Genomic DNA, 17,451 nt, shown 5'->3' on the forward strand with positions numbered 1-17,451 from the left:
ATCTATTTATATTTGTTTGATTTAATAAATAAATAAGCAGGTTAATGTTCAAAAAAACTCATATAGGCTATAATACATTATAGAAATTAGTTTTTTTGAAAGGTGGGTTTTTATGAAAATCCTAGCATTATCTGGCTCAAATGCCAATAATTCGTTTAATGAAGCATTGCTTAAGTTTATTTCTAAGCATTTTGCTGATAGATATGATTTTAAACTGGCAACTGTAAAGGGCTTGCCAATGTTTAAAGAAGGTCAAGAAGAACCTGAATCAGTTACTGCTCTTGGTAAAGAAATTGAGGCAGCTGACTTGGTATTAATCGGTTCTCCTGAACAACAACACTCAGTTACTAGTGCTTTGAGTAGTGCACTTGAATGGTTATCAAGCACTTCTCATCCATTTAACAAGAAGCCAGTTGTTATTGTGTCAACTTCACCAATGCCACAAGGTGCTTCACGTTCACAAGGTCGTTTGAAGAGTTTATTGACTGCTCCTGGTTTTGACGCAGTTGTCTTCAATGGTGATGAATTTATGATGGGTAACGGACCAAAACAATTTGATGATAATGGTGACCTTGTTGATGAAGGCACTGTTAAATTCTTAGGTCAATTCTTTGACGAAGTTGACGAATGGTACGCACAAGTTACTAAGTAGGAGGACCAAGAATGAAATTATTAGCAATTGTTGGTACAAATGCAGACTTTTCATATAACCGCTTTTTGGCAAACTTCATTGCTAAGCGTTACAGTGATAAGGCTGAAATTGAAGTAAAAGAAATTGATAAATTAACACCATTCTGCAGAACGCAAATGGCTGATGAGACAATCAAGGCTTGGATTGAAGACATCAAGTCAGCTGATGGTATTATCATTACCACTCCAGAATACGACCACACTATTCCAGCTCCATTGAAGAGTGCTTTGGAATGGCTTGGTTCACATGCTGGTCCTAATGTAATGAAGATGAAGCCAGTTGCTATTGCTGGTGCTTCATACGGCATGCAAGGTACTGGTCGTGCTCAAGAAGATATGCGTGAAATCTTACTTTCACCAGATATGAGTGCTAATGTTTTGCCAGGTAACGAAGTTTTAATCGGCGGTGCCGCAGATAAATTTGATAAAGAAACTGGCGAATTAACTGATGAAGCTACCATTAAATCATTAGATGGTATGATGGATAACTTTTTCAATTTTGTTGAGCAAGCAACCAAATAAAGTTTTGCTAGAATGCTTTGCATAGAGTAAAATAACCGGATAGGAGTACTATCCGGTTATTTTTTTGCTAGAAAGTGTATTTTCATGTCTGATCCTGTAGTTTTACCAGTCGCATCTGTCCGTAATCCCCGTGATTTAGGCGGTTACCGTGGTTTTGAAAATCGGAAGATAAAGAAGCATCGTTTGCTGAGAACGGGCAATATTAGTAAAGTTACGGCACAGGACCAACAGTTTTTGCTGGATTATGGCCTGCAAAAGATTATTGATTTACGCTCGCCGGCAGAATGTAAACTCAATCCTGATAAAGAAGTTGCAGGAGTTAAATATTATCAGCTGCCGCTGGGGATAGAAGACAATACTTCTGGCGGCGGCAGTCAAATAGAAGAAAACAAGGCAAAATATCGTCAGGATCAGTACGCCGGGTTGAAGATGATGTGTAGGCGTTATCGCAAACACATTTTAACTAAGGCTAGTCAAGATAGTTTTCACCAGATTTTGGAATTGATTGCTAATCAAGATCAAGGGGCAATTCTGTATCATTGCTCGGAAGGTAAGGACAGGACAGGCCTAGTAACGCTGTTAATTTTGCATATTTTAGGAGTTAATTCTGAAACGATTCGCCAAGATTATTTATATTCAAATTATATGTTAAATGATTATCGTGCTGTCCGTGATCGGCGCTTCAAGCAGAATGGTGAAAATGAGAAGTTTCGGGCTAACATGCGAGTTTTGGGTTCAGTCAGTGATGCATTTTTGGACACCAGCCTGATTACAATTAACGAAGAATATGGCAATTTAGACAATTATCTTGAGCAGGCGGTGGGGATTACACCGCAAGTTCAAGATGATATTAGAAACAAGTATTTGGAAAAGTAGGAATAACAATGATTGATGATTTAGCATTAGAACAAGCAGTTGGTCGGCATCGTGCCTTGGGAACGGCAATTACGCTGCAGATTTTTGGCACGCACGACCAAGACGTCATTAATAAATCCTTTGATTTAATCGATCATTATGAAGACTTATTAACGGTTAATCGCGATCACTCTGAAGTAATGAGTGTTAATCAAGCTGCGGGGAAATCTCCGGTTCAGGTGTCAAGCGCAACTTACGGTTTAATTAAATTGGCAGTTAAAGAAAGTCAGGCTAATTTTGGCTTTAATGCATTAATTGGGCCGCTGGTTAAGTTGTGGGCAATTGGCTTTAAGGGTGCCCATGTGCCGACTGATGCGGAAATTAAAGAAAAAATGAAATTAATTGATCCGTTTAGTGTGGTTCTTGATGATGCCAACCAATCTGTCTTTTTAACTAAGGAAGGCATGGAACTTGATCTTGGCGGGATTGCCAAGGGCTGGATTGCGGATCGGATTCGTGATTTTTGGCATGCTTATGGTGTTAATGCTGGTATTATCAATCTTGGCGGCAATATTCTACTGGTTGGCGACTCACCTAAACGTGCTAGCGGTCAATGGTCAGTCGGTGTTCAAGATCCTAAGGAAAAGCGCGGCAACAATATTACATCAGTCATGGTGCCTAAATGTTCAGCGGTTACTAGTGGTACGTATGAACGCTATTTAGTTGTCGATGGGCACAAGTACCACCACCTAATTGACCCGCGGACTGGCTACCCAGTAGAAACTGATCTGGCTGGAGTAACCACCTTTACCAAAGATTCGGTTGAAGCCGAAATTGAGTGCAAGCGGCTGTTTTTTGCTGGCCATCCAATTGCTGGCTGGCATGATGATCCAGACCGTGTGGGTGCAATTTTTGTTTATAATGACGAACACGTTGAGTATGATAATTTTGATAATCATAAATAACTTGGTCAGTCAGCGTTAATTTTGAAGTAAAATAGATTAAATAAAAGGACAAAGCGTAAAAACGTCTTGTCCTTTTATATTAATTTAAAATTCTGATACAAAAAATTATGCTGTTGTTCTACTAATACTGAAAATACTATTGAACACACCGTTTGATAATCCCGGAGTGCTGTAGATAATAAACCGTAAGAATGATGAATCAAGTGTCTGCTGGATGAACCATGGGTTCTGCAATGTATTAAGCATTGATAAAATAATATAAACAAAAAAGTAACTAGCAACAAAGGAAACGATGGCACCTAATACACCATCTAAAATACTGCCGAAGTTAGTCGCGTGTGGATTTTTGCTTGGCACCCAGCCCTTGAAAATTTTAATTACCATTTTGCCGACAAATAATAGAATAAAGAAGGCAATGAACCGAAATAAAATCAAATTGGTGCCTGGGGTTAGAGTGGTTTGAATATTTTGCCCGGTAATTTGGCCATAGAGCCAGTTGCCCAGTGGGTTTTGAAATAAAATTGCAACGATAAAAACAATCGCGGCAAAAATTAAATTAATAACTAATTTGGTAAAGCCTGTTTGGTAGCCCTTGTAGGTTTTGAGAGCTAAATAGGCTAAAACAATTAAAGTAACAATCATAGTTATCTCCTTTGTCGAATATTATAGCTTATTTTTGCGCATTTAGACTTTGACGATTGCCTAAAAATACTTCATAATTAAAGAGATGTAATGGCTTTACAATAAGCTGTTTTTGGCGTTAAATTTATAGAGTGTGAAACAAGGTTTCACGGGTGAAAAATGAATCCTGAACAATTTGTCCAAGAATTATCAAAACATAATTTTAAGTTAAGTGAAAAGCAAATCAAACAATTTAAACTTTATTTTACCAACTTAGTTGCTGCGAATGAGCACGTTAACCTGACGCGGATTACTGCGCAAGAAGATGTTTATTTAAAACATTTTTTTGATAGTATCACGCCGCTGTTTGTCTTTAGCTCAGTGTTTAAACCGAATGCAACTTTGTGTGATGTTGGTGCTGGTGCCGGTTTTCCGTCAATTCCGCTGAAGATTTTAATGCCGGAATTGCAGGTAACAATCGTTGATTCGCTAGGTAAAAGACTAACTTTTTTGCAAGATTTGGTTACCAAGTTGAACTTAGAGGGCGTAACCTTAGTCCATGGCCGAGCTGAAGATGTCGGGCAAAATAAGTTGTACCGTGAGCAGTTTGACCTGGTAACAGCTCGAGCAGTTGCGAACATGGCAGTTTTAAGCGAATATTGCTTGCCGCTGGTTAAAACAAACGGCTACTTTGTTGCTTTGAAGGGTCCAAAGGCCGAAAGCGAACTAAAAGATAGCCAAAAGGCAGTCAAAGTATTGGGTGGTAAGGTAATTGAAAGTCAAGAACTGACCTTGCCCGAAAGCGACGAAGAGCGGACACTGATTCTTGTTCAAAAGGTGCAGGCAACACCTAAGAAATATCCGCGGCAGGCGGGAACGCCGCATCGAAAACCAATCCATTAATAGAGGAGGACGCTATATGTCAATCTTTTCTTCTTTACGACATCATGATGAAATTCCTAAAGATAAGCAAATCAAAGATATTGAATTAACTAAAATTAAAGCCAATGCCTACCAACCGCGGCGTGAATTTTCGGATGAATCAATTCGTGAATTAGCATCAACTCTTGATAAGGATGGACTTTTACAGCCGATTATTGTTCGTGAGCAGGGTGATAATTATGAGATTATCGCCGGAGAACGGCGGTATCGTGCTGCTAAGCACTTGACTTGGGAGACGATCCCGGCAATTGTGAACAACATGGATGATAGTCAGGCTGCTTCTTTTGCTTTGATTGAAAATTTGCAGCGCGAGGATTTGAACCCAATCGATGAGGCTCAGGCTTACGATAACTTGATGAAGTTAAACAACTTGACCCAGACAACTTTGGCTAAAAATATTGGTAAGTCACAGTCATACGTGGCTAACAAATTGCGCTTATTAAAATTAACGCCTAAGGTGCAGAGCTATTTGGCTAATGGGCAAATCTCCCCGCGTCATGGGCGCTGTCTTGTGGGGCTTAGTGAAAAGGATCAGGGACGCGTTTTAGATGAAATCTTAGCCAATAATTTAAACGTTAGTGATACCGAAAAGATTGTTAAAGACGTTGACGGCTACTTTATTAATAAGAAAAAGCAGGCGAAGGACCAAGAACGTGCCGAACAAACCAAACGAGCTGCCAGCCGCATTCCTAAGGACATGCAGGTGCAGATTAATACGATTAAGCAGGCTGTTAAATTGGCTAAGGAATCAGGTATTAAGGTCAAAGTTAAGGAAAATAATGACCCTAACGATTATATGATTACGATTGAGTTGAAGAGAAATTAGGAAGGCGGAGCAAAATGGTAAAAGTGATTTCGGTTGCTAACCAAAAGGGTGGCGTTGGTAAAACAACGACGACAATTAACTTGTCGGCTGCTCTGGCTGAGCGTGGCTATCATGTTTTGATTATCGATATTGACCCGCAGGGAAACTTAACTTCCGGACTAGGAATTGAAAAGTCAGAAATTAATGATGATATTTACAGCGTATTGATTAATGATGTGCCGTTAAAGGACACCATCTTCCATACTTCAAATAGAAATTTGGATATGGTGCCGGCAACAATTAATTTGTCCGGTGCCGAAACTGAATTAATCAGTATGATGGCCAGAGAAACACGCTTGAAGTCAGCAATTGATGTTGTCAGCAGCGATTATGATTTTATCTTTATTGACTGTCCGCCGTCCTTGGGTCAGTTATCAATTAACGCCTTCACGGCATCGGATTCGATTTTGATTCCGGTTCAAAGTGAGTATTATGCAATGGAAGGACTAAGCCAATTATTGAATACAATTCGCTTAGTCCAAAAGCACTTTAATAAGGATCTGGGTGTTGAAGGAGTTCTACTTACAATGCTGGATGCGCGGACCAATTTAGGAGCCGAGGTAGTCAAGGAAGTGCAGTCATACTTTGCTAAAAAGGTATATAAGACAATTATTCCGCGAATTACCAAGTTAGCCGAGGCGCCAAGTTATGGTCAATCAATTGCAGAATATGCGCCTAATTCACGTGGGGCAAAGGTTTATGATGATTTGGCAAAAGAGGTGCTGAAGAATAATGGCAAGAGACTCAAGAAATAACGAACCAAAGAAAAAGGGCGGCCTTGGCCGCGGGATTGAAGCCTTATTTGAGGATGAACCACAGGTTGAAGAAACTGAAGAAGAAATTCTCGACCTTGACCTAAGTGAAATTCGCCCGAATCCATACCAACCGCGCAAGAACTTTGATGATAAGGCCTTAAAGGAACTGTCTGATTCAATTAAAGAAAATGGTGTCTTTCAACCGATTATTGTGCGCAAGTCAGTTAATGGCTATGAGATTATTGCGGGTGAGCGTCGTTTTCGGGCATCAAAATTAGCCAAGAAAACGACTGTGCCAGCAATTGTCCGTGACTTTGACGAAGGACAAATGATGGAAGTTGCCGTTCTGGAAAATCTGCAGCGTGAGGACTTGTCCCCACTTGAGGAAGCTCAAGCGTACGAAATGCTGCAGAAGAACTTGGGCTTAACCCAAGAAGAAGTTTCTAAACGGATGGGTAAGTCCCGGCCGTACATTGCTAATTACTTGCGGTTATTGACTTTGCCAACTAAGACGAAGCACTTACTGCAACACGGGCAATTATCAATGGGTCAGGCAAGAACACTGCTTGGGCTAAAGAACAAAGATAAGATTGATGAAGTTGCCAAGCAGGTTGTTAAGGAAGGCATGCCAGTGCGCAAAGTTGAAGCATTGGTAGCACAATTGAATGCGAAAAAGCCGGCCAAGAAGACAACCCATAAATCCGCCTTTATTCGGGCCAGCGAACACCAATTGGCTGATAAATTAGGCTCAAGTGTCAATATTTCAGAGAGCAAGAAGGGCAAGGGTCACTTGTCAATTGGTTTTAGCTCGGTTGACGAACTGAACCGGATTCTTGATATTTTGGGAGTTGATCTTGATGAATAAGGAGATCACTTATAATTTAGCTGATACTGTCCAGATGAAAAAGCCCCATGCCTGCAAGGTGAATGATTGGGAAGTTTTGCGGCTCGGTGCAGATATCAGGCTCAAGTGCATGGGCTGCGGACATGTGGTGTTGATGCCTCGCGGCAAGTTTACGCATAATTTGAAAAAAGTTTTAACTAAAGCAAATGATCCGGTCAATAGTAAAAAAGAATTTTATGTTCCTAAAGATGAAATTATCAGACCAGGTTTTAAACAAGAATAAGTAATAATTTTAAATAGAAAAAGAGGAAAAAGATGTCATTAACTGCTGGGATTGTCGGCTTGCCGAATGTTGGAAAGTCCACGTTATTTAATGCAATTACTAAAGCTGGAGCTGAGATGGCTAACTACCCGTTTGCCACGATTGAACCTAATGTTGGGATGGTTGAAGTACCAGACAAGCGGCTTAGCCGGATTCAGGAACTTGTTCCAGCTAAAAAGATTGTCCACACTACTTTTGAATTTACCGATATTGCGGGATTAGTTAAGGGTGCTTCTAAGGGTGAAGGTCTTGGAAACAAGTTCCTTGAGAACATCCGCCAAACTGATGCCATTATCCATGTTGTTCGTGCTTTTGAAGACGACAACATCACTTCTGTTACTGGTAAAGTTGATCCAGAAGAAGACATTAATACCATTAATTTGGAACTCGCAATTGCCGACCTTGATGCCGTTAACCGCCGAATTAATAAGGTAAAGAAGATTGCCCAACAAAATGACAAGGAAGCCAAGGCTGAATATGCAGTTTTGCAAAAAATTAAGCCAGTCTTAGAAGAAGGCAAGGCAGTTCGGTCAATTGATTTTACTGAAGATGAACAAAAGTTAGTTAAAGGCTTCTTCCTCTTGACTGATAAGCCCGTGATTTACGTGGCTAACATTGCGGAAGATTCAATGGCTGATCCCGAAAGTGATGAATTTTACCAAATCGTTAAAAAGCATGCCGAAAGTGAAAATGCGGAATGCCTAGGAATTTCAGCTGCGACTGAAGAAGAAATTGCTGGTCTTGAAGATGACGAAAAGGCTGAGTTCTTGGAAGCAGAAGGGGTAACTGAATCAGGACTTGATCGTTTGATTAGAGCTGCTTATCATCTGTTAGGACTGCGGACATTCTTTACGGCTGGTGGTCCAGAAACTCGTGCTTGGACTTTCCATGAAGGGATGAAGGCACCGCAAGTTGCCGGTGTTATTCACTCAGACTTTGAGCGTGGTTTTATCCGGGCTGAAGTTGTTTCTTACACCGATTTGGATCAATTTGAAACCATGCAAAAGGTTAAGGAAGCCGGCAAGTTACGCCTTGAAGGTAAAGATTATGAAGTTCAAGACGGCGACATTATTGAATTTAGATTTAACGTTTAGGACAAGATAATGGCAGAAGAGAAAAAAGAAGAACAAGCAAAAATCGATACTAATAAGCAAGAAAAGTTGAAGGACAAGGTCGAAAGCAAGAACAAGGATGACCAAGTTAAGCAATTGGAGCCGGCAGAATTGCGCAAACAATTGAGCAATAAGAACGCTGATTACATTTTCCGTCTGCAAAAAGAATTGGAAAGCCAGGGTAAGCTTAGTGAAGCTGACGCCGCAGGCAAGATCGATGAATTATTGCCGCAATTAGTTGTCGCACAACATCATGGTCAGCCTGCTAGCACTTACTACAATATGGCTCCTAAATTAAAGGCAGCAGATATGTTAAAGCCGAAAAAGCGGACAGCGGCAGATATTCCGTTTTGGCAATATGCCGTTGATAGTGCCTTATTGTACATTGCAATCTTCGTTGGGTTGTTTGGCGTAATTGCCCTGTTTCAAACTAACCAAAAGACCAGCGCACAAAATTCACAGATGGGTATTTTAACGCTCCTGGTTGTTGGTGCGATGATGGGTGTCTTCATGACTAAGTATAATGAGTGGGTGATCCCAGCTCAGACCAAGAACAAGAAGATTCCGTGGACTAAGCTAATTGTGGGGATGGTTGCGATGCTGGCAATTCTCTTTGTTCTCATTTGGGTTCTATCAATGCCAGTTTTACGTGTAATTAACCCAGTTTTGTCTGGCGCCGGCAATATTATTGTGGCGGTAGTTGCTTACGGCTTACGTTGGCTCTTTAGACGTCATTACCAGATTATTGGTTCAGTCTTTACCCCAACCGCAAAAAGCAAATAGTGTGCTTTTTGTTTACAAAAGTAGTATACTAAATAATCAAATGCTAAAAAGGATAAACAGGTAATTTGCGTCTGTTTATCCTTTTTTGAAGCTTTTTGCAGGTATGAAAATATAATTATTTAACATAGAAGAAAGAGGTATTTAATGATTAACACACTGCGTAAATCAATTCGACAGTATAAGAAACAGTCTTTACTGTCGCCTTTATTTGTCACGGGTGAAGTTATCATTGAAATGTTAATCCCGTATCTAGTCGGTATCTTAATCGACAACGGAATTATGAAGGGGAACATGGCCTACATTACCAAATGGGGCATAATTCTTCTAATTTTGACGATTGTTTCACTGGTTTTGGGAGCTAGTGCTAGTTACGTGTCAGCTCACGCCTCTGCCGGCTTCGCTTCTAATCTGCGTAAGGACATGTTTTACCATGTTCAAGATTATTCATTTGAAAACATTGATAAGTTTTCAAGTGCCAGTTTAGTGACGCGGATGACGACGGATGTTAACAACATTCAGATGGCTTACCAAATGATTATCAGAATTGCGGTTAGAGCACCGATGATGCTGATTGTGTCAGTCATTATGTCAGTCATTATTAGTCCAAAATTGTCGTTAATCTTTGTCGTAATTGCACCGATTTTTATTCTGTTATTGGCAGTTGTAATTAAGAGTGCATACCCATACTTCCCACGAATTTTTAAGGGTTATGACCGGATGAACCAAGTAGTTCGGGAAAATATCCGTGGTATTCGGGAAGTAAAGACCTACGTTCAAGAAAAGCCACAAACGACTGAATTTAAAAAGTCATCAGGCTTTATTTACAAGTTGTTCTCAACAGCACAAAAGATTATGTCGCTAAACTCATTAATCGTGATGGCCGTTTTGAATATTTCCAACCTAGCAATTTGCTGGTTTGGTGCTAAAGAAATTGTTGGCGGCGGTTTACAAACCGGTCAATTAATTTCTATGTTTTCATACTCCAATTCTGTTTTAAACAGTTTAAATATTTTGGCAATGATTTTTACACAATTAGTTATTTCTGGTGCTAGTGGCCGCAGAATTGCTGATGTTATTAATGAAAAGCCATCAATTGAAAATCCACACAAGCCATTAACTCACTTCAATAATGGTGAAGTAGTTTTCGATCATGTTAACTTCAAATACAACAATGACGATCAGGAATTGGCTTTAAGCGACATTAATTTGCACATTAAGCCGGGCGAAACTATCGGTATGATTGGTAAGACGGGGTCGTCGAAGTCGACACTGGTATCAATGATTCCGCGGCTTTACGATACTGATTCTGGTGCCGTGCGCGTCTCAGGTCACAATGTTAAGTCGTATGATTTGAAGACTTTGCGTGATAATGTTGCCATGGTTTTGCAGAATAATGTTTTGTTCTCCGGTACAATCAAGGAAAACTTGAAGTGGGGCAACGAGAATGCAACTGATGAAGAAGTGATTGCAGCATCTAAGGTAGCTCATGCAGATGACTTCATTCAAGAAATGCCTGACAAGTACGACACAATGGTTGAACAAGGCGGAACCAACGTATCTGGTGGTCAAAAGCAAAGAATTACAATTGCCCGTGCATTGCTAAAGAAGCCGAAAATTTTAATCTTAGATGATTCTACTTCAGCTGTTGATACTCAGACTGAACGTGAAATTCGACAAGCTTTAGCTAAGAATATGCCGGACACAACTAAAATTATCATTTCACAACGGATTGTTTCAATTAAGGATGCAGACCGAATTGTTGTGATGGATGAAGGTAAAATTCAAGATATTGGAACTCACGATGAATTGATGAAGAACAACGAGCTTTACAGTTCAATCGCTAAGTTCCAAGAAGAGCAAAAGAAGTAGGTGAGCAATTTGGATAACGCAATAGAAAATAAGAATGCCAGTAAAGGCGGTAAGCGTTCCACTACTCTGTGGCGGTTACTTAAATTAGTCGCAACTACCAGTCCATGGATGCTCATCACATCAATGATTGCGATTGTCTTGGCGGCTGGTGCGAACGTTTTAGGATCGCTGTTTATTGAACGGTTGATTAACGACTACATCACACCATTATTAAAACAGTCACAGCCTAACTTTATGCCGCTGCTTCATGCGATTGAAGTTATGTTTGGCGTTTATGCAATTGGCTTTATCTCTAACTACCTGTTTGCTGTTTTGATGGCTGTTTTGGCACAAAAGACTCAATACAGAGTTAGAAATGAAATGTTTGCTCACATGGAGCAATTACCAATTTCATACTTCGATCAAAATGACTACGGCGACATCATGAGTCGGTACACGAATGATATCGATACTTTGATGCAGATGATTTCACAATCAATTCCGCAGTTCATGAACTCAACCTTGAACTTGGTCTTTGTTTTGGCCGCAATGTTTAGTTTGAGTTGGCAATTAACCATCTTTACGTTGATTATCTTTGCCTTGTCAATCGGAATTGTTAAGTTCCTAACTACGCGCTCATCACACTATTTCCAACTTCAGCAAAAGGAATTGGGACAAGTTAACGGTTATAACGAAGAAATGTTAAACGGTCTGAAGGTTATCAAGGTCTTCAGTCATGAACCAGAAGTTGAAGCTGATTTTGACAAATACAATGAAAATTTGCGGGATGCCTCTGGTAAAGCTAACACTTATTCCACAATTTTGTTCCCAATTATGGGGAATGTCGGTAACTTATTGTATGTTATTATTGCGGTTCTAGGTGGTGCAGTTGCTATTAACAAGATTGCACCATTATCACTTGGTGTGATTGGTGCCTTCTTGCAATTATCTAAGCAGTTTGCAATGCCGATTGCCCAGATTTCACAGCAATTGAACTCAATCGTGATGGCCTTGGCTGGTGCTGAACGAATCTTCCAATTAGAAGACCAACCAGTCGAAGTTGACAACGGTGACGTTACAATTTCTAAGGATGAAGACGTTAAGGGTACTTGGTACTGGAATGTACCGCAAAAGGATGGCTCAGTTAAGAAAGTTAGAGTTAAGGGTCATATTGTCTTTGACAACGTTAACTTCAGTTATTCACCGGATAAGCAGATTTTGTATAATATTTCAATTGATGCAAAACCGGGAATGAAAGTTGCCTTGGTTGGTGAAACTGGTGCTGGTAAGACGACGATTTCTAACATGATTAATCGTTTCTACGAAATTGCATCCGGAACGATTACTTACGACGGAATTCCGATTACCAAGATTAAGAAAGACGACCTGCGTCAGTCATTGTCAATCGTTTTGCAGGATACGCATATGTTTACGGGTACCATCATGGATAACATCCGCTTTGGTAATCCAGAAGCTAGTGATGATGATGTTTACCAAGCAGCACGCTTATCACATGCCAACGAATTTATTCATCACCTGGATAATGGCTATAAGACAGTAATTGACGGTAACGGCGGCGACTTGTCTCAGGGACAGATGCAGCTGCTCAGTATTGCTCGGGCAATGATTGCGGATGAACCTGTGATGATTTTGGATGAAGCAACATCAAGTATCGATACGCAAACCGAAAAATTGGTTCAAGCCGGGATGGATAACCTCCTTGCCGGTCGGACAAGTTTCGTTATTGCCCACAGATTATCCACAATTGTTAACTCAGACTTAATTCTCGTGCTTGACCACGGCCATATTATTGAAGCCGGCAACCACGACAAGCTCATTAAGGAAAAGGGCTACTACTACGAGTTATACACTGGTAAGAAAGAAATTGAATAATTTTTTGAAAGAGTTGAGAGTTTCTCAGCTCTTTTTTTAATAAAAAGATAAAATTCTGTCTGATTAGTAGGTTTTAGTCTTAAAAATGATTAAAATATTAGGCATAGGCTTTATTGCACGATTATTTATAGAAATTAAATAAAGGGGAGGATTCGCCCTATGAAAATTTTGGTTGTTGATGATGATAAAGAAATCGTTGAGTTGTTGAGCATTTATCTTAAAAATGAGGGTTACACACCGGTTGCGGCATATAGCGGCAAGGAAGCAATTACGCGCCTGACGACTACACCAGATATTGCGCTAATGATTTTGGACGTGATGATGCCGAATATGAGTGGAATTGATGTCATTAAAGAAGTGCGCAAGGATTCAGATATTCCAATTATTATTGTTTCAGCTAAGACTGGTGATATGGACAAGATTCAAGGGCTAATCACTGGGGCTGACGATTATGTGTCTAAGCCATTTAACCCACTGGAAGTTATGGCGCGGGTACGCTCGCTCTTACGCCGCAGTCAAAAGCAGGTTAAGGATGAAAAGCCGGATGTTCTGGAAGTCGGACCGCTGGTGATTAACCGTGATTCACATGAAGTTAAGACAATTGATGGCAAGGACATTCAGTTGACTGCGTTAGAGTTTGGAATTTTGTATCTGTTAGCCAGTCATCCTAACCGGGTGTTCTCAGCTGATGAAATTTTTGAGCGTGTTTGGCAGCAGGAATCGATTGTTTCAGCTAAGACTGTTATGGTCCACGTGTCACACTTACGTGATAAAATTCAAAAAGCTACAGGCGGCGAGGATGTTATTCAGACAGTTTGGGGAGTTGGCTACAAGGTTGAGGCTTAATTAAATGAAAAAAGAACGCGTCAAGTTAACAGCTGCAGAAAAGAGCGAACTGTTTGCTGAAGGCGTCATTACGGTTGTGTTGCTACTGTTACTTAACTTATCAATCATTATTTTGGTTAATCTGACCATTTTGCGTGATAAGAACCTGATTAATGGCATTTACTTCTTAAAGGAAACAATTACCATTTATGGCGGGCGGCATTTGTGGTCATGGCAGCATACCTTTTTGCTACTGATGGGTGCTGGAGATTTGCTAGTACTGTATTGGCGCCTAATTCGCCGCTACCACCAGATGCAATTGCGGCACGTAATTTCGGAATTACATTATATTGCCCAAGGGCACTTTGACCACTGCATTTCTTTTAAGGTTAAGACAGACCTGCAAAAGGTGATTGACTCAATCAATTCCTTGGTTGACAGTACGGTGACCGCAATTAATGAAGAAAAGGCAATCGAGCAGTCCAAAGATGAACTAATTAGTAATGTTTCGCATGATATTAGGACACCCTTGACGTCGATTATCGGTTATTTAGGCCTGCTAAAAACGGGAGTATCAGACCCAGCGGACCAGCAAAAATATTTGGATATTGCCTACACTAAGGCAGAACAGATGAAATCGCTGGCTCATGACTTACTTGAATACACAACGCTGAAGTCGACAACAACGAAACTGAATTTGTCGCCATTGCACATCTTTTCAATGTTGGAACAAGTGGCAGCGGGGTTTGAATTTGAAGCTCAGAACAAGAATATCGAGTTTCAAATTGAAGTTCGCCCCAAAGACCTGACAATTCAAGCTGATCCGGAAAAGTTGGTCCGGGTTTATAACAACTTGATTGCTAATGCGCTCAAGTACGGCACTGGTGCAAGTCAGATTAAGTTGATTGCTAATTTGGTAAATGATAATGAAGTCGAGCTCCGGGTAGAAAACAACGGGGCGAAGATTCCGCAGGCATCGCTGAAGAAAATTTTTGAGCGCTTCTACCGTGTGGAAACTTCACGCAATACGCAGACTGGTGGGACAGGCTTGGGCCTATCAATTACTAAGAGCATTGTTGATTTGCATCATGGTAAAATCCGCTGTGAATCCAACGACAATTGGACTAGCTTTATTATTCAATTACCACTGGACTTAAAGAATGGTAAAACAATCGGCTAGCTGTGATATAATTTTGACTGAGATAAAAAAACAGAGGGGCACAGAATGAGTATTTCTTTAAATACCTGTATTTTAATTTTAAAAGAACACCACTTGTTGAAATCAAGTGCTGTTCAAGATACGGTCGCGACCAAAATGGAGTATGTTTCCTATGATTCACGCGACATTAAGACCAACACCTTGTTTTTCTGCAAGGGTGCTGGCTTTCGACCGACTTACCTATCAATGGCTAAGGACAATGGGGCTAATTGTTACGTTGCCGAGCAGCCTTATCCGGAAGGCAAGGGGATGCACGCGTTAATCGTGCGCGATGTTTCTAAGGCAATGGCATTATTGTCAGCTGCCTTTTTCCGCTTTCCGCAAGATGACCTATTTGTTGTGGCCATCACGGGAACAAAGGGTAAGACGACGACAGCTTACTTTATTAAAGGGATGCTGGACCAGGTTAATGGCGGCAAGACCGCGCTGATTTCATCAGTTAATGATGTTGTCGGCACTAATCCAGAGGATACCTTCAAGTCAAGTTTGACAACGCCGGAGTCACTGGACTTATTCCGTGATATGCGCCGGGCTGTCGACAATGGCATGACACATTTGGTAATGGAAGTTTCCAGCCAAGCTTATAAAAAGAACCGGGTCTTTGGTTTAACTTATGATTTAGGCTTTTTCCTAAATATTTCACCGGATCATATTGGACCAAACGAGCACCCGAACTTTGCGGATTACCTGCACTGCAAGTTGCAGTTAATGGTTAATGCTCGTAAGTGTATTATTAATGCGCAAAGTGACCATTTTGACGAAATTTACGCTGCGGCAACTACGACAACAGATCCTGATAGTATTTATCTATTCGCGGATGAAAAATTTACTAATCCTAATCTAAAAGCACCAATCGACTTCCGTTTTGCTTCAAAAGAAAGCGATATGGCGGAAACACGCTTCCAAGTTTTGTGTGCTACCGATAAGGCCAAAGAGTTAAAGATTGCCGGAGATTATCAATTGAAGATGCTGGGTGACTTTAACGAGTCAAACGGCACAGCTGCAATTATTGGTGCTGGCCTAGCGGGCTTAGACCATGATACTGCTGCTAAAGGAATTAGCGACGTTACGGTTCCGGGTAGAATGCAAACAGAAGTGACCAAGGATCACGGGATTGTGGTTGTTGATTATGCCCATAATAAGGCATCAATGATGGCACTAATGGGCTTTATGCAGCGCGAGTTTAATAATCCAAAAATTATTGTCGTTGTCGGAGCTCCCGGTGATAAGGGCGTTTCACGCAGACCGGGCTTTAGTCAAAGTTTGAATGCATATGCTGACAAGGCCTTTTTGACATCAGATGATCCGGGCTTTGAAGATCCGAAGGAGATTGCGGAAGAGATTAATGCCGGAATCGATCATGATAAGGTTGATGTGACAATTGAACTTGACCGCAATAAGGCGATTCATGATGCGATAAGTATGGCTCATTCTGGTGATGTGGTGCTAATTTGCGGTAAGGGTGCTGATGGCTTCCAAAAGGTCCGCGGCATTGATACCCCATATCCATCAGATATTGTTGTTGCCCAACAGGTCATTGATAACTTGGAAGGTCAAAAAGAGCACTTTAATAAGTAAAAGAGCAGAAAAATGAAGCATTTTTTTAGTATTATTGGCGGTATGGGGACGATGGCTACTGAAAGTTTCGTTCGCTTGTTAAATCATCGGGTAAAAATTACCAAGGACCAGGATTATTTAAATTATATTTTGGTTAATGATGCGCAAATTCCGGACCGAACAGCGTATATTAAGGATCATACCAAACCCAATTGCTTGGTTGATTTGCGTGCTGATGTTTTGGGACAAGCAAAATTAGGACCGGATTTTTTCGTTATGCCATGTAATACCGCGCATTATTTTTATGATGACCTTGCGAAGCTGACGGACATACCCTTTTTGCACATGATGCGCATTGCTGTGCATCAGTTTATCGAGCAATATCCGGATGAACCTAAAATAGGGGTGATTGCCACCGAAGGTTCGATTTACGACCACTTGTACGCTGATGAGATTCAGGCAGTTGGGCGTGAAGTTGAGCTTGGTGGTTCAGAAATTCAGCCGCTGGTCACTGAACTGATATATTCTAATATCAAGGAAAAGGGTGTAGTCAATCGTGAGCTATACCATCATATTTTGCAATTAATGCATGATAAATATGGCTGCAATGTGATTTTACTTGGCTGTACTGAATTATCGCTAGCCCAGGAAAAAGCGCCAGATCACCCGTACAATGTGATTGATCCGCAGTCAATTATTGCCGATGTGGCGATTGAATTGTCGCTGAAGATCCGTGCAGGCATGGATCCCAAAGAAGCTACTAAAAAATATTTATATTAAAGTTTAAAAGAAGAATCTGAGATGTCAGATTCTTCTTTTTTTAGGTAAGCGAT

18 protein-coding genes are annotated in these 17,451 nt (G+C 40.7%); 17 read left to right on the forward strand and 1 reads right to left on the reverse strand.

Annotated features, from left to right (window positions below):
* Window positions 1-112: 112 nt before the first annotated feature.
* The 4 genes from OZX58_RS00995 (at window position 113) to OZX58_RS01010 (ending at window position 3,032) form a co-directional block, all read left to right on the forward strand.
* The gene (locus OZX58_RS00995; protein ID WP_277130781.1) at window positions 113-652 is read left to right on the forward strand and encodes an NAD(P)H-dependent oxidoreductase; all 540 of its coding nucleotides are present in this window, start codon (window positions 113-115) and stop codon (window positions 650-652) included.
* 11 nt (window positions 653-663) lie between these two features.
* Window positions 664-1,212 carry an NADPH-dependent FMN reductase gene (locus OZX58_RS01000; RefSeq protein ID WP_277141124.1) on the forward strand — a complete coding sequence of 183 codons (549 nt, stop codon included), beginning with the start codon at window positions 664-666 and terminating at the stop codon, window positions 1,210-1,212.
* Between the two features lie 84 nt (window positions 1,213-1,296).
* Entirely contained in the window at window positions 1,297-2,088 is a 792-nt protein-coding gene (locus OZX58_RS01005) for a tyrosine-protein phosphatase (RefSeq protein WP_277141125.1), read from the forward strand.
* Between the two features lie 8 nt (window positions 2,089-2,096).
* Window positions 2,097-3,032: an FAD:protein FMN transferase gene (locus OZX58_RS01010; RefSeq protein ID WP_277141126.1), complete on the forward strand. Its 936-nt coding sequence runs from the start codon at window positions 2,097-2,099 to the stop codon at window positions 3,030-3,032.
* Window positions 3,033-3,137: 105 nt separating this feature from the next.
* On the opposite strand, the gene OZX58_RS01015 is transcribed toward OZX58_RS01010, so the two are convergent.
* Complete coding sequence (locus OZX58_RS01015) at window positions 3,138-3,674, reverse strand: CvpA family protein (protein WP_277130773.1); 537 nt, start codon at window positions 3,672-3,674, stop codon at window positions 3,138-3,140.
* 159 nt (window positions 3,675-3,833) lie between these two features.
* Here OZX58_RS01015 and rsmG point away from each other — a divergent pair, with 159 nt between their 5' ends.
* The 13 genes from rsmG to OZX58_RS01080 all read left to right on the forward strand — a co-directional run bounded on the left by rsmG (window position 3,834) and on the right by OZX58_RS01080 (window position 17,398).
* Window positions 3,834-4,556 (forward strand): 16S rRNA (guanine(527)-N(7))-methyltransferase RsmG, encoded by a 723-nt coding sequence (rsmG, locus tag OZX58_RS01020; protein ID WP_277141127.1) that lies wholly within the window; start codon window positions 3,834-3,836, stop codon window positions 4,554-4,556.
* Window positions 4,557-4,572: 16 nt separating this feature from the next.
* Window positions 4,573-5,421: a nucleoid occlusion protein gene (gene noc, locus OZX58_RS01025; protein ID WP_277130770.1), complete on the forward strand. Its 849-nt coding sequence runs from the start codon at window positions 4,573-4,575 to the stop codon at window positions 5,419-5,421.
* A gap of 14 nt (window positions 5,422-5,435) precedes the next feature.
* Window positions 5,436-6,215: an AAA family ATPase gene (locus OZX58_RS01030; protein WP_277130769.1), complete on the forward strand. Its 780-nt coding sequence runs from the start codon at window positions 5,436-5,438 to the stop codon at window positions 6,213-6,215.
* Window positions 6,193-7,080, forward strand: coding sequence for a ParB/RepB/Spo0J family partition protein (locus OZX58_RS01035; protein ID WP_277141128.1), 888 nt, complete (start codon window positions 6,193-6,195; stop codon window positions 7,078-7,080). Before OZX58_RS01030 ends, OZX58_RS01035 begins: the two co-directional genes overlap by 23 nt.
* Window positions 7,073-7,342, forward strand: a complete 270-nt coding sequence (locus tag OZX58_RS01040; protein ID WP_277141129.1) for a DUF951 domain-containing protein — start codon at window positions 7,073-7,075, stop codon at window positions 7,340-7,342. Before OZX58_RS01035 ends, OZX58_RS01040 begins: the two co-directional genes overlap by 8 nt.
* Window positions 7,343-7,374: 32 nt before the next feature.
* Window positions 7,375-8,475 carry a redox-regulated ATPase YchF gene (ychF, locus tag OZX58_RS01045; protein WP_277141130.1) on the forward strand — a complete coding sequence of 367 codons (1,101 nt, stop codon included), beginning with the start codon at window positions 7,375-7,377 and terminating at the stop codon, window positions 8,473-8,475.
* 9 nt (window positions 8,476-8,484) lie between these two features.
* Complete coding sequence (locus tag OZX58_RS01050) at window positions 8,485-9,276, forward strand: DUF1129 family protein (protein ID WP_277141131.1); 792 nt, start codon at window positions 8,485-8,487, stop codon at window positions 9,274-9,276.
* 144 nt (window positions 9,277-9,420) lie between these two features.
* Window positions 9,421-11,145 carry an ABC transporter ATP-binding protein gene (locus OZX58_RS01055; protein ID WP_277141132.1) on the forward strand — a complete coding sequence of 575 codons (1,725 nt, stop codon included), beginning with the start codon at window positions 9,421-9,423 and terminating at the stop codon, window positions 11,143-11,145.
* 9 nt (window positions 11,146-11,154) lie between these two features.
* The gene (locus OZX58_RS01060; RefSeq protein WP_277141133.1) at window positions 11,155-13,017 is read left to right on the forward strand and encodes an ABC transporter ATP-binding protein; all 1,863 of its coding nucleotides are present in this window, start codon (window positions 11,155-11,157) and stop codon (window positions 13,015-13,017) included.
* A gap of 159 nt (window positions 13,018-13,176) precedes the next feature.
* Window positions 13,177-13,863, forward strand: a complete 687-nt coding sequence (locus tag OZX58_RS01065; RefSeq protein ID WP_277133269.1) for a response regulator transcription factor — start codon at window positions 13,177-13,179, stop codon at window positions 13,861-13,863.
* Window positions 13,864-13,867: 4 nt separating this feature from the next.
* Window positions 13,868-15,022 (forward strand): HAMP domain-containing sensor histidine kinase, encoded by a 1,155-nt coding sequence (locus OZX58_RS01070; RefSeq protein ID WP_277141134.1) that lies wholly within the window; start codon window positions 13,868-13,870, stop codon window positions 15,020-15,022.
* A gap of 45 nt (window positions 15,023-15,067) precedes the next feature.
* Window positions 15,068-16,639 (forward strand): UDP-N-acetylmuramoyl-L-alanyl-D-glutamate--2,6-diaminopimelate ligase, encoded by a 1,572-nt coding sequence (locus OZX58_RS01075; protein ID WP_277130760.1) that lies wholly within the window; start codon window positions 15,068-15,070, stop codon window positions 16,637-16,639.
* Between the two features lie 12 nt (window positions 16,640-16,651).
* Window positions 16,652-17,398: an amino acid racemase gene (locus OZX58_RS01080; RefSeq protein WP_277141135.1), complete on the forward strand. Its 747-nt coding sequence runs from the start codon at window positions 16,652-16,654 to the stop codon at window positions 17,396-17,398.
* Window positions 17,399-17,451 lie beyond the last annotated feature (53 nt).

It is taken from the genome of Lactobacillus sp. ESL0680 (assembly GCF_029392855.1).
Classification (GTDB): domain Bacteria; phylum Bacillota; class Bacilli; order Lactobacillales; family Lactobacillaceae; genus Lactobacillus.

Excerpts from the sequence above, each read along its gene's own strand:
- OZX58_RS01035 (WP_277141128.1), top strand. The coding sequence starts at position 6,193 with ATGGCAAGAGACTCAAGAAATAACGAACCAAAGAAAAAGGGCGGCCTT.
- noc (WP_277130770.1), top strand. The coding sequence starts at position 4,573 with ATGTCAATCTTTTCTTCTTTACGACATCATGATGAAATTCCTAAAGAT.
- OZX58_RS01040 (WP_277141129.1), top strand. The coding sequence starts at position 7,073 with ATGAATAAGGAGATCACTTATAATTTAGCTGATACTGTCCAGATGAAA.
- OZX58_RS01080 (WP_277141135.1), top strand. The coding sequence starts at position 16,652 with ATGAAGCATTTTTTTAGTATTATTGGCGGTATGGGGACGATGGCTACT.
- OZX58_RS01010 (WP_277141126.1), top strand. The coding sequence starts at position 2,097 with ATGATTGATGATTTAGCATTAGAACAAGCAGTTGGTCGGCATCGTGCC.
- OZX58_RS01055 (WP_277141132.1), top strand. The coding sequence starts at position 9,421 with ATGATTAACACACTGCGTAAATCAATTCGACAGTATAAGAAACAGTCT.
- rsmG (WP_277141127.1), top strand. The coding sequence starts at position 3,834 with ATGAATCCTGAACAATTTGTCCAAGAATTATCAAAACATAATTTTAAG.
- OZX58_RS01070 (WP_277141134.1), top strand. The coding sequence starts at position 13,868 with ATGAAAAAAGAACGCGTCAAGTTAACAGCTGCAGAAAAGAGCGAACTG.
- OZX58_RS01075 (WP_277130760.1), top strand. The coding sequence starts at position 15,068 with ATGAGTATTTCTTTAAATACCTGTATTTTAATTTTAAAAGAACACCAC.
- OZX58_RS01005 (WP_277141125.1), top strand. The coding sequence starts at position 1,297 with ATGTCTGATCCTGTAGTTTTACCAGTCGCATCTGTCCGTAATCCCCGT.
- OZX58_RS01050 (WP_277141131.1), top strand. The coding sequence starts at position 8,485 with ATGGCAGAAGAGAAAAAAGAAGAACAAGCAAAAATCGATACTAATAAG.
- OZX58_RS01030 (WP_277130769.1), top strand. The coding sequence starts at position 5,436 with ATGGTAAAAGTGATTTCGGTTGCTAACCAAAAGGGTGGCGTTGGTAAA.
- OZX58_RS01065 (WP_277133269.1), top strand. The coding sequence starts at position 13,177 with ATGAAAATTTTGGTTGTTGATGATGATAAAGAAATCGTTGAGTTGTTG.
- OZX58_RS01015 (WP_277130773.1), bottom strand. The coding sequence starts at position 3,674 with ATGATTGTTACTTTAATTGTTTTAGCCTATTTAGCTCTCAAAACCTAC.
- OZX58_RS01000 (WP_277141124.1), top strand. The coding sequence starts at position 664 with ATGAAATTATTAGCAATTGTTGGTACAAATGCAGACTTTTCATATAAC.
- ychF (WP_277141130.1), top strand. The coding sequence starts at position 7,375 with ATGTCATTAACTGCTGGGATTGTCGGCTTGCCGAATGTTGGAAAGTCC.
- OZX58_RS00995 (WP_277130781.1), top strand. The coding sequence starts at position 113 with ATGAAAATCCTAGCATTATCTGGCTCAAATGCCAATAATTCGTTTAAT.